At 62.2% G+C, this 12854-nt stretch carries 12 protein-coding genes; 2 read left to right on the top strand and 10 right to left on the bottom strand.

Annotated features, from left to right (window positions below; genetic code table 11):
* The first annotated feature begins 168 nt into the window (after window positions 1-168).
* Window positions 169-1275 carry a lytic murein transglycosylase B gene (gene mltB, locus ACL2XG_RS07190; RefSeq protein ID WP_413722493.1) on the top strand — a complete coding sequence of 369 codons (1107 nt, stop codon included), beginning with the start codon at window positions 169-171 and terminating at the stop codon, window positions 1273-1275.
* 24 nt (window positions 1276-1299) lie between these two features.
* Here the strand turns inward: mltB and ACL2XG_RS07185 are convergent, their stop codons facing one another.
* Entirely contained in the window at window positions 1300-2133 is an 834-nt protein-coding gene (locus ACL2XG_RS07185) for an oxidoreductase (RefSeq protein ID WP_413722494.1), read from the bottom strand.
* Between the two features lie 216 nt (window positions 2134-2349).
* On the opposite strand from ACL2XG_RS07185, the gene ACL2XG_RS07180 reads away from it, so the two are divergent.
* Window positions 2350-3306, top strand: coding sequence for an AraC family transcriptional regulator N-terminal domain-containing protein (locus ACL2XG_RS07180; RefSeq protein ID WP_413722495.1), 957 nt, complete (start codon window positions 2350-2352; stop codon window positions 3304-3306).
* Between the two features lie 49 nt (window positions 3307-3355).
* Here ACL2XG_RS07180 and ACL2XG_RS07175 read toward each other — a convergent pair whose 3' ends face one another.
* From ACL2XG_RS07175 to ACL2XG_RS07135, 9 genes are all read right to left on the bottom strand, one after another.
* Window positions 3356-5089: a nitrilase-related carbon-nitrogen hydrolase gene (locus tag ACL2XG_RS07175; protein ID WP_413722496.1), complete on the bottom strand. Its 1734-nt coding sequence runs from the start codon at window positions 5087-5089 to the stop codon at window positions 3356-3358.
* Between the two features lie 45 nt (window positions 5090-5134).
* Window positions 5135-5770 (bottom strand): ANTAR domain-containing response regulator, encoded by a 636-nt coding sequence (locus tag ACL2XG_RS07170; protein ID WP_413722497.1) that lies wholly within the window; start codon window positions 5768-5770, stop codon window positions 5135-5137.
* Window positions 5760-6926, bottom strand: coding sequence for a transporter substrate-binding domain-containing protein (locus ACL2XG_RS07165; protein WP_410015640.1), 1167 nt, complete (start codon window positions 6924-6926; stop codon window positions 5760-5762). The genes ACL2XG_RS07170 and ACL2XG_RS07165 overlap by 11 nt, the downstream gene beginning before the upstream one ends.
* Window positions 6927-7014: 88 nt before the next feature.
* On the bottom strand, window positions 7015-8001 hold the full coding sequence (locus tag ACL2XG_RS07160; RefSeq protein ID WP_410015639.1) for an acetamidase/formamidase family protein: 987 nt from the start codon (window positions 7999-8001) through the stop codon (window positions 7015-7017).
* 49 nt (window positions 8002-8050) lie between these two features.
* The gene (locus ACL2XG_RS07155; protein WP_410015638.1) at window positions 8051-8770 is read right to left on the bottom strand and encodes an ABC transporter ATP-binding protein; all 720 of its coding nucleotides are present in this window, start codon (window positions 8768-8770) and stop codon (window positions 8051-8053) included.
* Window positions 8767-9516 carry an ABC transporter ATP-binding protein gene (locus ACL2XG_RS07150; protein WP_410016575.1) on the bottom strand — a complete coding sequence of 250 codons (750 nt, stop codon included), beginning with the start codon at window positions 9514-9516 and terminating at the stop codon, window positions 8767-8769. The genes ACL2XG_RS07155 and ACL2XG_RS07150 overlap by 4 nt, the downstream gene beginning before the upstream one ends.
* Window positions 9506-10501, bottom strand: a complete 996-nt coding sequence (locus tag ACL2XG_RS07145; RefSeq protein WP_410016574.1) for an ABC transporter permease subunit — start codon at window positions 10499-10501, stop codon at window positions 9506-9508. The genes ACL2XG_RS07150 and ACL2XG_RS07145 overlap by 11 nt, the downstream gene beginning before the upstream one ends.
* A 78-nt stretch (window positions 10502-10579) precedes the next feature.
* Window positions 10580-11449 carry an ABC transporter permease subunit gene (locus ACL2XG_RS07140; protein ID WP_410015637.1) on the bottom strand — a complete coding sequence of 290 codons (870 nt, stop codon included), beginning with the start codon at window positions 11447-11449 and terminating at the stop codon, window positions 10580-10582.
* Window positions 11450-11527: 78 nt separating this feature from the next.
* Complete coding sequence (locus ACL2XG_RS07135; RefSeq protein WP_410015636.1) at window positions 11528-12772, bottom strand: urea ABC transporter substrate-binding protein; 1245 nt, start codon at window positions 12770-12772, stop codon at window positions 11528-11530.
* Between the last annotated feature and the right edge of the window lie 82 nt (window positions 12773-12854).

Below are 12854 nucleotides of genomic sequence, written 5' to 3'. Positions count from 1 at the left end.
CATCATAGCATCGCATGGCATTATTGCAGACCGTCGCGGCAGGAAGAAAAACGTAACGGAAAACGCATTTGCCCCTTTCATACGCCCGGGATTATTTTTCTGTTTGTTCGCGCCAGGCAATGGCTTACCATAGACACCAACTTAATTAGCGTGGTTTATGGATCTCCGATGCGTTACCTGGCGACACTGCTTCCCCTGCTCGCTTTACTTTCCGCCTGTAGCAGCAAGCCGAAGCCGGCGGAAAATCTTCCTATCGGCAGCCCCGCCCAAGGCGGATTCCTGCTGCGGCCGGAGCATACCGGCCCGCTCCTGGCCGGGGATTTTGCGTCTAACCCGGCCACCGAGGCTTTTATCGATAAAATGGTGCGCGAGCACGGCTTCGATCGCCAGCAGTTGCATGATGTCCTGGCGCAGACCCAGCGCCTTGACTGGGTGCTGCGGCTGATGGATCGCCAGGCGCCGGTCGGCCTGCCGCCGTCGGGCCCGAACGGCGCCTGGCTGCGCTACCGCAGTAAGTTCATTACCCCCGACAATGTGCAAAACGGCGTGGCGTTCTGGAACCAGTATAGCGATGCCCTGGAGCGTGCCCGCCAGGTCTACGGCGTGCCGCCGGAAATTATCGTCGGCATCATCGGCGTGGAGACCCGCTGGGGCCGGGTCATGGGCAAGACGCGCATTATCGACGCCCTGGCCACCCTGGCCTTTGCCTATCCGCGCCGCGCCGATTATTTTGCCTCCGAGCTGGAAACGTTTCTGCTGATGTCCCGCAGCGAAGGGGACGACCCGCTGGCGCTGCGCGGGTCCTATGCGGGCGCCATGGGCTACGGGCAGTTTATGCCCTCGTCGTTTAAAAGCTATGCGGTTGATTTTGACGGCGACGGCCATATCAACCTGTGGGATCCCGTGGACGCCATCGGCAGCGTCGCCAACTATTTCAAGGCCCACGGCTGGGTCGAGGGCGGCGCGGTGGCGGTGCCCGCCAGCGGCCAGGCGCCGTTCCTCGACCAGGGTTTCCAGACCCGTTATCCGGTAGCCACCCTGGCGGCCACCGGCCTGAGCCCGCAGGGATCCCTCGGCGGTTATCAGGAAGCCAGCCTGCTGCGCCTGGATTTCGGTACCCAATATCAATACTGGTATGGACTGCCCAATTTTTACACCATTACCCGCTACAACCACAGCACCCATTACGCCATGGCGGTATGGCAACTGGGTGAGGCGGTCGGGCGGGCGCGCCAGGGCGGCGCGGGCCCTCTGGTCACCCTGTCGTCCAGATAACCACCGCGTTGGCCAGGGGATGCGCTAGCCGTCCGTCGACCGCGTCACGTTTTCCCAGTCGTCGATCTGCGCCGCATAATCCTTAAGCTTGGCGCGCACCAGGGCCAGCGCGTCGCTGCCCAGCAGCAGATGCGCCGGCGGCCTGGCGCTGGCGATCAGCGCCAGGATGACATCGGCCGCTTTCAGCGGGTCCCCCAACTGGCGCCCGCTTTTCTCTTCCCGCGCCTTGCGCATGGGATCGAACAGCCCATCGTAATCGGCAATGCTCCTGGGCGAACGCACCATGGAGCGGCCGGCCCAATCGGTACGGAACGAACCGGGCGCCACGGCGGTGACCGCGATGGAAAACGGCGCCAGCTCTTTGCCGAGCGTCTCTGAAATCCCTTCCAGCGCAAACTTGCTGCCGCAATAGTAGGCAATGCCCGGCATGGTGATAAAACCGCCCATGGAGGTGATATTGATAAGGTGCCCGGCGCGCCGTTTACGCATATACGGCAGCACCGCCTTGATCATGGCGACGGCGCCGAACACGTTTACGTCGAACTGGCGGCGCATTTCCTCCAGCGGCGATTCCTCCAGGATGCCTTCATGGCCGTAACCCGCGTTGTTGACCAGCACGTCGATGGGGCCGACGGCGGATTCAATGTCATCCACCACGCGGTTAACCGCGGCAACATCCGTGACATCCAGGATGCGGCCCACGGCATGCGCCGGATCCCGCGCGATAAATTCCCGCCTGGCCGCGTCACCGCGCACGGTCCCGACGACGCGATGACCCGCCGCCATGGCCCGCCCGGCCAAGGCATGACCGAAGCCGCTGCTGACGCCGGTAATAAAAATTGTTTTTACATCACTCATAGCCTGCTCCCCTGATTGGATATTCAATCCGGCCGGCGCGGCAAGGATCATCGTCCCGAACCGGGAGAGGTCTTAACCGGCGCCGCCGGTGATTTGCATAGTAATAGGATTGGCAGCGAATGGAGATGCCCTTTAGTCGGCATATGTTGCCTGAAACTATAAATATGCTATTTTCTCAGGCTAGGGTATTCAATCAGCGCAGAGCGGACGGCGCCCATGACAATTGACCATTTTGCCGCGAATGACCGCCAGGATCGCATCGTGGCGTTACTGGCTAAACTTGCGCCCGCGGAGGGCTATACGCAGTCGCCGTTGCCGGATGTGCGTTTCCTGCGTTCCGACCGGCCGCTTAGCCGGGTGCCGGTGCTGTACGATCCGGGTATTGTTATCGTCTGCCAGGGCAGAAAGCGGGGATACCTTGGCGACAGGATCTACTGCTATGACGCCCGGCACTACCTGGCGGTGGCGGTGCCGGTGCCGTTTACCATGGAAACGGACGCCAGCGCGCAGGAGCCGCTGCTGGCCATCTATATGCACCTGAATTTTACCGTCGCCGCCGACCTGATGCTGCAGATTGACCAGCTGAAGACGGACGCCGGACCCCCGGCCAAACCGGAAAGCCTGATGTCGACGCCGATGGACGGCAAACTGCGCGACGCCGTGCTGCGCCTGCTGGAAGCCATGGACGATCGGATAGAGGCGGAAATCCTCGGTCCGGCGCTGATGCGGGAAATCTATTTCCGGGTGTTGAGCGGGCCGCAGGGCGGGGCGCTGCGATCGGCGCTGGCGATGCGCGGACAGTTCGGCAAGATTGCCCGGGCGATCCGCCGCATTCACGCCACCTTTAACCGGCAGTTAACGGTTGAGCAGTTGGCGAATGAAGCGGGCATGAGCGTGCCGGGGTTTTTTTCCCACTTCAGGGCGGTGACCCATACCTCGCCGAAGCAATACCAGAAATCCTTGCGCCTCCATCAGGCCCGCCTGCTGATGGTGCGCAACAATATGACCGCGGCGGCGGCATGTGTCGAGGTAGGCTACGAAAGCGCATCGCAGTTCAGCCGGGAATTCAAACGGCTGTTCGGCCTGAGTCCGGTGGACGAGGTCCGGCGCATGAAAACGCATTTTGCCGTGCCGCCGGCGCAGCCCGCCGGACTCTATATCTCGTCCCATTAATAGTAAGGGCTGACATCCTGCCGGCGGCGCAGGATTTTTCCCCACGGCGTTACTTGATCAACCCCAGATAATGGTGGGGTTGGCGCATCGCCACCAGGTCCTTGCGGCGCGTGACGTTGGTGGGATAAGCGCCGCCGGCGGCCGACGCGGTATCGATGGTTTGCGTCGCCGTTCCCTGTTCCCGCCACATCACGCGCTCCTGCCTGGGAAAGACGAAGGTTTCGGGTTGGAATACGCCGCTGAAGCCTCCCGCGTCGCCGGCCTCGTTAATGCTGTTGGCAAACGCGAGATAGACATTATTTTCACCGGCGCGGGTGCGCAGCAGATGCCAGTGGAGCGGATCTGCGCCGGTGGGGATCGGGTAATTTTGCCGCACCCGGCTGCCGGGATGCGCGCCGGTAAAGCCGTCTTTCAGCGCGGCCGAGCAGGCAATGATATCGCAGCCCATCAGCGCCAGGATCCTGCCCGGCTCCGGCAGCAGCGCGTCATTGCCCAGCAGCAGGCCGATACGGCCCAGGGGGGTGTCGAACGCCCGCCAGTCATCGCCGGCGTTGGCCCATGCGCGGTCCTCGGCGGACAGGTGCATCTGGCGGTAGCTGCCCACCATGCCCGCGGGACCGAGCAGAAGCTGGGTGTTGTAGCAGCCGTTGTCGTCCCGCTCCGCCATGCCGATCACCAGATGTACCCGCAGGGTCATCGCCAGGCGGATCAGCGCGCCGACCGCCGCATCGTCGAGCGGCAGCGCGCCGGCGCCGCCCGCCAGCGGCCCGGTCAGCGCACGCTGCGGGAAGACCACCAGTTCGCTGCCATGCCGCTCCGCCGCCTCCCGCGCCATGGCGCTGATGCAAGCCAGGTTGTCGGCCACCCGGGCGCCCGGTGAGAACTGGGCCACGCTGATGCGGCTGGTCTTACCGGCAGGCAGGGGACGGTGGCCGTACAGCCCGAAAAAATCCTGCGGATTCCACAGGAAGCTGTCGCTGAGCAATTGATGATAACAATCGGGGCGGCGCTGGCTGAACACCGGCTCGCCCAGCACCCGGCGCTCACGGCTGCGCGCCGGGTCTATTTCCCCCAGCGCGATGCCGTCGCCGTAATCCACCACCGCCGCAATGCGCCCGTCCGGTTCGATAAGGCAGCTGCCGCCGCTGAACTGCACGCCGCGCTCCAGTCCCCAGCGGTTGCTCTCCAGCAGATAGCAACTGTTTTCCATGGCGCGGCTGATCCAGTAAGGGGCCGGGGCGCGCTCCGCCAGCCAGTTGCTGATATGGCAGATAATATCGGCGCCGTCCAGGGCCAGCAGGCGCGCGGTTTCGGGAAAATGAATATCCATGCACACCAGCATGCCGATGCGGCCAAGGGGCGTATCGAAGACCTGATGCCCGCGATCGCCCGCCGCCGCCCACTTCGGTTCGGAAATATAGGGATGGCTTTTACGGTGGGTGCCGACGATCCCGTCCGGACCGATAAGCACCGCGCTGTTGTAATAAAGCGTGGTTTCCTCATCCACCTCCGGCATGCCCAGCACGATATAACACCGGTAGCGCGCCGCCAGCGCGGCGAACCGCGCCGTCGTGGCGCCCGGTACGGATTCCACCAGCGGCGCTATCTCCCGCCGGTCATACCAGCAGTAGCCGGTAGTGGCCATTTCCGGCGTGGTAATCAGCCGGGCGCCCCGTTGCGCGGCCTCTTCCACCAGTGCGAGCAGGCGTTGGATATTGTCTTCTTTGCACGCAAGCGTCGGCTCAAACTGAACGGCGGCGGCAAGATAAGGGTGTGCAGGCATGGTTATCCTCTTCATCAGTCAGTGTGTCGCCGTCATGACGGCGTGTTATTTCCGGCCGCCGGGCGTGCCGGGCGTCGTCCAGGAAAAGATATCGTTGGCCTGGATCAGGGCGCGGGCCATCTCTTCCACGGTGATGCGTTTATCCATGGCCTGATGGCGCAGGATCTCATACGCCTGCTCCTCGCCGATGCCGTGCATGCGCATCAAAATACCCTTGGCCTCGCCGACCTGGCGCAGGCCCAGCACTTTTTTCTCCAGGCGCTCGATACGGTCGGACATCTGCCGCCGCCGATGGGCGTGATGCAGCGCGAACACCATGGCCGAGAGCAGGCCGGTGGCGCGCACCGGCGTGGTGAGCGTGGTGCCGGCGCCCAGCCGCAGCGCGGTATCGATAAAAGTGGGGTTTTCGTACTCGATCACCGATATCAGCGCGTGTTTGCCCAGGTCCAGCCACGGCACTTCCGGCTCCGGCAGATCGGATCGCAGCGCCAGGAAAATCAGGTCGGTATCCGCGGGCAGGTGTTCCGGCACCGGCCAGAAGGCGCGCACCTTGAAACCCATGCGGCGCAGGTGATTGGTCAGGGTTTCGCCGTCCTCGTTATCCGGATGCAGCACCGTACAGCGGATGCCGCGGCTTAATAACAAGGCGTCCGCGCTGGTGCGCGACGTATTAAGGCGCATTGGGCGGCTCCATTTTCGTCTGTTTGGTGATCCAGTCGCCCTGGATCTGATGCGTCATATACGGGTCGGGCGCCACCCGGCGACGCGACTCCTGGAGAATGGTGAACTGGCCGGCCGCGTTCGCCTGGCCGATACGCGGGTAAAGGCTGGTGTGCTGGTTGAGCGGATCGATGCGCACGCGTCCCTGGGGGGCGTCGTATTCGCAGCCGCGCAGCGCCGGCATCAGGCGCGACAGCCGATCGCTGCGGCATTCCCTGGCCGCGCGCGCGAAAAGATGGACCTGGCTGTAGGACGCTTCCCAGTTCATATCGGTGGGAATATCCTCTCCGAACTTGGCGTGGAAACGGCGCAGCGCCGCGGTATTCGCCGCGCTCTCCACGCTTTGGAAATAGGTGGCCGAGGTAAAATGGCCGACGCCGAGCGCCGCGCCCATGATGGCGATTTCAGTTTCAGAGGTGTTCAGGCTGCCGATGGGCATGCGTTCGGGGTCGATGCCCGCGGCATGATAAGCCTGGTAAAGAAAAGGCACCGTCTGGCCGACCACGGTACTGAAGATAAAATCCGGCCGCTTGTGTTTTATCTCCGCCATGATGGGCGGAAAGGCGTCGTAACTGGCGTCCATCGGCAGATAGCGCTCGCCCACCACCGCGCCGTCCGGCCGCTGCAATATCAGCTCCTGCATATTGCGGTTGCATTCGTAGGGGTAGACATAACGCGAGCCAATCATATAAACCCGCGCGCCAAAACGGCTGGCCAGGTAGTCCGCCAGCTGCACGCAGTTCTGGTTGGGGGCGGCCCCGCCGTAAATGATATTCTCGGAAAATTCGAACCCCTCATAGAACTGCGGATAGAACAGCAGACGCTGGTATTTCTCCACGACCGGCGACATGGCTTTACGGCTGCTGGATGTGTAGCCGCCGAAAATCACGTTGACGTTGTGTTCGACAATCAGCTGCTCGGCCAACTGGCGGAACCGGCTGTCCTGCGAGTGGGGATCGAGATGGATGGCATTCAGCATCCGGCCGTGGATCCCCCCCTGCTGGTTGACTTCTTCGATGGCAAGCGTGGCGCCGCGCATTTGCGACTGCTCCTGCGCCGCCGTCACCCCGAGGGTGGAGTAGAGTAAGCCAATATTAATCGGTGTTGCTGAACCCATGTGCACCTGCTTGTTGGCCGGGACGGAACCCGGTGGAAAGGGTCGGAAGCCGTATCCCGGCACGCGCCCGCGCCGGGACGTAAAGAAACTACGCCAGCAGATGTTTATCGAGCATGGCGCCCACGGTGTATTTCGGATCCACCATATTGCCCAGGCGGACTTTGCCGCACTGGCTGAGCAGCATATAGGCGTCCCACTGCTCGAAGCCGAAATCTTCCACCAGCCAATAGATAAGGTCGCGATAGGCGATGCGGGTGGCGTCTTCCAGCGGGCGGGCGCTGCCGATGCTCATGATCGAGGTGGCATTTTCCATGCGCGGCCACGCCAGCCGCCAGCCTTTGATAAGATCGACCCGGATGGTGGTTACCGAGGCGTATTCCACCGCGGTGCCGCAGATTTCGCCGTCGCCCTGACAGGCGTGGGCATCGCCGATAAACAGGCGTCCGCCCGGCGAGCGTACCGGCAGATAGGTAATGCTGCCCGGACCGATATCCGGCACATCCATATTGCCGCCATGATTATCCGGCGTCAGCGAGTTGATGGAGTCGATTTCAGGCGAAACGCTCAGCGTGCCGATATGCGGTTTATAGGGCAGGGTGTGGCGTTGGCTCCAGTAGACTTTTTCCCCGTCGAGCTTAATCATGCGCACTTTTTCCGGCAGGGGATCGTTGAGCATGGCGGTAAGATCGGTGCCGGTCAGCCCGCCGAAATGCGGGATCATGGCGCAGATGCCATACGGGTTGGCGCCGCGCGGCAGCATGGATTCGATATGCACCGCCAGCACATCGCCTTTCTCCGCCCCGCTGACCATGATCGGGCCGTTTTGCGGATTCAGAAACGGCATCTTCAGCAGCTGGCTGGGGATATCCTGCTCCGAGCTGATGGCGCCCTCAAAGGCATCGCGCGTATCGACAATCACACGATCGCCCGGTTCTATGGTCAGCACCGGCGTGGAATAAGGTCCGATAGTGTAGTGAAATTCTTTCTGCATCTCTTCCGTCAGATGATGCGTGACGGGCGTGCGGCCGGAACCGACGCCGCGTTGGTACATAATTGAATCGTCAAGCCATTTCATCAGGTCGTCCTCTTCTCAATCATAATGGGCCCGGCGCGGGCCGTCGGGGTTAAAGCGCCAGGTGGCGCCGCATGATCTGGTCATCGCAGAGCTGGGCTTTATCCAGCGTGTCGACCACCCGGCCTTTATCCATCACGCAACAGCGCCGGGCCGCCCGCTGGATCATGGCGATATCCTGTTCCACCAGGATCACCGCCACCCGCAGCTCCTGCGCGATGCGCAGCAGCGTGTCGGCGATGATATGGACAATCGAGGGCTGTACGCCCTCGGAAGGCTCGTCGAGCAGCAGCACTTTCGGCGCGCCGACCAGGGCGCGCGCAATCGCCAACTGCTGCTGCTCGCCGCCGCTCATGGTGCCCGCTTTCTGCCGCAGCCGCTGGCGCAGGATCGGAAAGTAATCCAGCACCTGCTCCAGCAGGCCATCGGCCAGCTCGCGGTGCTCGCGCACGAACTGCATGCCGACGCGCAGATTTTCCGCCACCGTCAGGCCGGCGAAAACCTCGCGCCCCTGCGGCACATAGCCGATGCCCAGCCTGGCCCGACGCTGGGGGGCGGCGGCGGTGATATCCGTTTCCCCCAGGAATATGCTGCCCTGGCTGAGCGGCATCAGCCCTATCAGCGCGCGCATCAGCGTCGTTTTACCCACGCCATTGCGCCCGATAATGCCCAGCACCTCCGCCGGGTAAAGCGATAAACTCGCACCGTTCAACACCAGGCTGCCGCCGTAGCCGCCGCTGACCTGGTTGACTTGCAAAAGGACGTCATTCATCCGGCTTTCCCCAAATAGATATCCGCGACATCGTCGCGCGCCAGCACCGCCGCGGCGTCGCCGTCGGCGAACACCCTGCCGCCGTGCAGCACGGTCACCCGCGAGGCAATCTGGCGCACAAAGGTCATATCATGTTCCACCACCATCAGCGTCAGCCCGTCCCGCTGCATCTGCTTGATCAGTTCGCCGGTAAGATAGGTCTCCTCGATCGAGAGACCGGCCACCGGTTCATCCAGCATCAGCAGGCGCGGTTGCAGCGACACCGCCATGGCGATTTCCAGCCACTGCTTTTTGCCGTGGGAAAGATTACCCGCCGTCTGGCGGACTTCGGCGGTCAGCTTGAACCGCTCCAGCAGTTCGTCAACGCCGGCGGCATTCGGGCGCGCCTCCGGGCGCAGATGGCTTAGCGACAATTGCAGATGCTGCGCCACGGTAAGGTCGGCGAAGATGCCGGGAATCTGGAACTTAATACTCATTCCCATGCGTATGCGCTGGAAGGGGGCCAGCTTATCCAGGCGCCGCCGGAGAAAATGAATCTCGCCGTCGCTTGGGGCGTGCTCGCCGGTCAGCAGTTTAAAAAAGGTGCTTTTACCGGCGCCGTTCGGCCCGATAACACAGCGCACCTCGCCCTGGCGGATTTGCATATCCACGCCGTCGATGACCCGGATGCCGCCGAAGCGTTTGCTTAATCCCCGGCTTTCCAGGATGGGTTCCCGATCCGTTTGGTCCGCCCTATCAAGACTCATCATGCGTCTCCTTATCTCTGCCGGCGGCGCGCGTGATTTTCCCGCCCAGCCAGGGCAGCAGGCCGTTTGGCGCCGCCAGGACCACAAACAGCAGAATGGCGCCCAGCAAAATCATCGCGTATTCGCTGCCGTAGATGGCCAGCCATTGGGACAGCCATACCAACAGGGCGGTTATCACCACGGTGCCGAAAATATTCCTGCGCCCGGCGGTCGCCACCCAGATAACCGGCATGGCGGCCGCGGTCAGACCCATCGAAGAGGGGGTGATATACGACCCCCACAAGGTATAAAGCGCGCCGGACAGCCCCGACAACACGCCGCCCAGCACAAACACCAGCAGCTGATAGCGGCGGATGTCTATCCCCAGCATTTCCGCCCGCCGCGGATTCTCGCGGATCGACGCCAGCGTCAGGCCGAAGTTTGAGCGCAGCAGCCCGCGCACCGCGGCATACACCGCGGCCAGCAACAGGACCACCAGATAATAAAAGGCATTGTCCTCCAGCGGGAACGACGCGCCGTCAAACCACGGCAGCGCCAGCGGCGGCATGCCGGACATGCCGTTGAAGCCGTTGAGCCGCGCGGTGCCGATAGCCCATTGCGGCCCCGCGGTCTGCGACATAAAGGTTTCCATGACCAGCGTAAACGACAGGGTGACGATGCCGATAAAAATGCCGGTCACGCCGCCGTAAAACATCAGGTAGCCCAGCGCCGCCGCGACGGCGGCGGCCACCGCCAGCGCCACCGCCAGCCCCGCCCAGGTGGAGAGGGCGCCGTCGCCGAAATTTAGCGTCATGACGCCGTAGGTATAGCCGGCCAGTCCGAAGAACGCCGTCTGGCCGAAGGAGAGGATGCCCGCGTGGCCCCACATGGCGGCAAGGCCAATGGCGCAGAATGTCCACAGCAGGAAATAGGAAAAGTCACCGACGGTGGCGCCGTCGACCACCAGCGGCAGCGCTAATGCCGCCGCCAGCACCAGCAGGGCAATCGTTGCGCGCCGGCCGCAAGCCGGTCTTGTCGCGGCGTCGGCCGCGGGGGAGCGGGATAATAAGGTCAAGGTCAGCTCCTATCGGTTGCGGGTAAACAGGCTGCCGACGCCGTTGGGCAGCAGGCGGATAACCAGTACGGCGGTAACCAGCAGGCCGATTTGCCCGGCGAGCTGCCCGTACCATGAATTCAGGCCGGTTTGAATGGCCCCCAGCGCCACCGCTGCAGGAATGGTGCCAACCAGCACATTGGCCCCGCCCACCACCACCGATACGAACGCCTGCACGATAAAGCTGCTGCCCATGGTCGGGACGGCGGTCAGCGTCGGCGCGTAAATCGCCCCGGCCAGGCCGGCCAGGCCCGCGCCCAGGGCAAAGGTCAGCGTATAGATGCGGTCGGTTTCCAGTCCCAGGCAGGAGGCCATGCGGGCATTCTGGATCGTGGCCCGGGCGCAGACGCCGTAATTGGTATGGAAGAACAGGGCGTAGAGCAACAGCAGCACCGCGATGGCGATCAGCGGCAAAATGGCGCGGTAGGTGGCAAAGGAATAGTCGCCGAGCGTAAAGGAGCCGAGCGGGGTGGACAGCCCCTCGAGGGACGGGCCGGCGATCAGCAGCATGGCCTGCTGCACGATCAGGCTGATGGCCCAGGTCGCCACCACCGAATCATGTAGCCGGCCGTAAAGATGGCGCACCACCAGGCGCTCTATTACGCCGCCGGCAAACGCGGCCGCCAGCGTGCCGAGCAGCATCGATACCGGCAGGGGCAGACCGGCCTTGGTCATCAAGATGGTGACATAGGCCCCGCACATGATGAACTCGCCATGCGCGAGGTTAATCACCCCCATCATGCCGAAAATCACCGCCAGCCCCAGCGCCGCCAGCACCAGATAAGCAAAGTTATCGCCGAACTGATAAATCATTGAATAGATAAACGAGAGCGTGAACATCCGCTGGCCATCCTCATCAATAGGAATAACGTCGGGGAAGGCCGCGTCCCGCGGCGATTTCCCCGTTACAGTCCCGCGTTACGCCTTGGGCGGATTGGACGGGGTGTACTGGCTGGCGTCGGGTTTCACCGGCAGGTTGCAGCCCGCGTCCCCCAGCCAGTAAGGCTTGATATCGTTCCATACCTTCGGGATTTCGATGGAGTGATCGGCCTTCACATGCGCCAGGTAGATGGTATGGCTCAGATGGTGGCTCTTTGGATCGATGCAGACTTTGCCGGAAGGACCGTCGGTACAAATATCGCCGCTTTCCAGCGCCTTGCGCACCGCCGTCATATCGGTGCCGCCGGCTTTTTCCACCGCGGCCTTGTAGAGGTAAACGGCATCGTAGGCGTTGGCGGCCTCCTGATTGATATAAGGCTCGTTCGGGTATTTGGCGTGGAAGCGTTTTTTGAAATCGTTACTGGCGGGGCTGTCGACTTCCTCGATATAGTTGGCGGTGACATACATATCCTTCAGCGCCGGCGCTTTAAACCTCTTGTGTTCGTAAGCCTGGCCGACGTTCACCGAGCTGCCCATCGGCAGGTTGAGTTTGGCGGCCGCCGCCTGCTCGTAATAGGAGGATTGGTTGGCGCCGACCAGCAGCGTCATCACAAAGTCCGGCTTGGCTTTCTGGATGTTCTGGATGGTCTGGCCGAACTGCGATACGCTCAGCGGAATAAACTCTTCGCCCACCATGGTGCCGCCGTTTTCCTTAACGATCTTGCGCACCCATTCGGCGGAGATCTGCCCGAAATTATAGTCCGCCGCGATGGTGTACACTTTTTTGCCGTACTTCTCCATCATCCAGGGGATCAGGGTCGAGAACTGCTGTTCAGGCACCGCGCCGGTGACGAAGACGTTGCTGTCGCATACGCCGCCCTCGTACTGGTTGTTGTACCAGTAGAGCTGTTTTTCGCGGTCCATGATCGGCCTGATGGCTTCACGCGAGGCGCTGGAGAACGCGCCGAAAATCACATCCACCTTGTCGTTTTTAATCAGGCGGCGCGCCATTTGCTGAAAGCGCGTATTGTCCGATTGGGTGTCATATTTCACCAGTTCAACCGGGCGTCCCATGATACCGCCCTTGGCGTTGATTTCTTCCACCGCCAGCTCCGTGGCGTGGATCTTAGGAATAACGGGCAGGGCGAAGTTGCCCGACGCGTCTTCCAGCAAGCCGATTTTAATCGCTTTTTCCGCGGCGCCCGCCACACCCGGGCAGGTTATGGCCAATGCGGCCGCCAAGGCGAGTGAAAGCGTAGCGTAGTGACATTTCATTCTGGACATAGTTACCCCGGGCGTTGAAGGTCTGAAAAAAAAGCAAAAAAAAACCCAGCAACGTCACATGACATTGCAGGGCTCTATTGCC

The sequence above is a fragment of the Sodalis sp. RH24 genome, assembly GCF_047324145.1.
GTDB lineage: Bacteria > Pseudomonadota > Gammaproteobacteria > Enterobacterales > Enterobacteriaceae > Acerihabitans.
The sequence above is the reverse complement of the archived record's forward strand: the minus strand, read 5'-3'. Positions and strand labels throughout refer to the sequence as shown.

Bases quoted from the DNA above. Each gene is read 5' to 3' on its own strand.
- mltB (WP_413722493.1), top strand. From the start codon at position 169: ATGCGTTACCTGGCGACACTGCTTCCCCTGCTCGCTTTACTTTCCGCC.
- ACL2XG_RS07185 (WP_413722494.1), bottom strand. From the start codon at position 2,133: ATGAGTGATGTAAAAACAATTTTTATTACCGGCGTCAGCAGCGGCTTC.
- ACL2XG_RS07180 (WP_413722495.1), top strand. From the start codon at position 2,350: ATGACAATTGACCATTTTGCCGCGAATGACCGCCAGGATCGCATCGTG.
- ACL2XG_RS07175 (WP_413722496.1), bottom strand. From the start codon at position 5,089: ATGCCTGCACACCCTTATCTTGCCGCCGCCGTTCAGTTTGAGCCGACG.
- ACL2XG_RS07170 (WP_413722497.1), bottom strand. From the start codon at position 5,770: ATGCGCCTTAATACGTCGCGCACCAGCGCGGACGCCTTGTTATTAAGC.
- ACL2XG_RS07165 (WP_410015640.1), bottom strand. From the start codon at position 6,926: ATGGGTTCAGCAACACCGATTAATATTGGCTTACTCTACTCCACCCTC.
- ACL2XG_RS07160 (WP_410015639.1), bottom strand. From the start codon at position 8,001: ATGAAATGGCTTGACGATTCAATTATGTACCAACGCGGCGTCGGTTCC.
- ACL2XG_RS07155 (WP_410015638.1), bottom strand. From the start codon at position 8,770: ATGAATGACGTCCTTTTGCAAGTCAACCAGGTCAGCGGCGGCTACGGC.
- ACL2XG_RS07150 (WP_410016575.1), bottom strand. From the start codon at position 9,516: ATGAGTCTTGATAGGGCGGACCAAACGGATCGGGAACCCATCCTGGAA.
- ACL2XG_RS07140 (WP_410015637.1), bottom strand. From the start codon at position 11,449: ATGTTCACGCTCTCGTTTATCTATTCAATGATTTATCAGTTCGGCGAT.
- ACL2XG_RS07135 (WP_410015636.1), bottom strand. From the start codon at position 12,772: ATGTCCAGAATGAAATGTCACTACGCTACGCTTTCACTCGCCTTGGCG.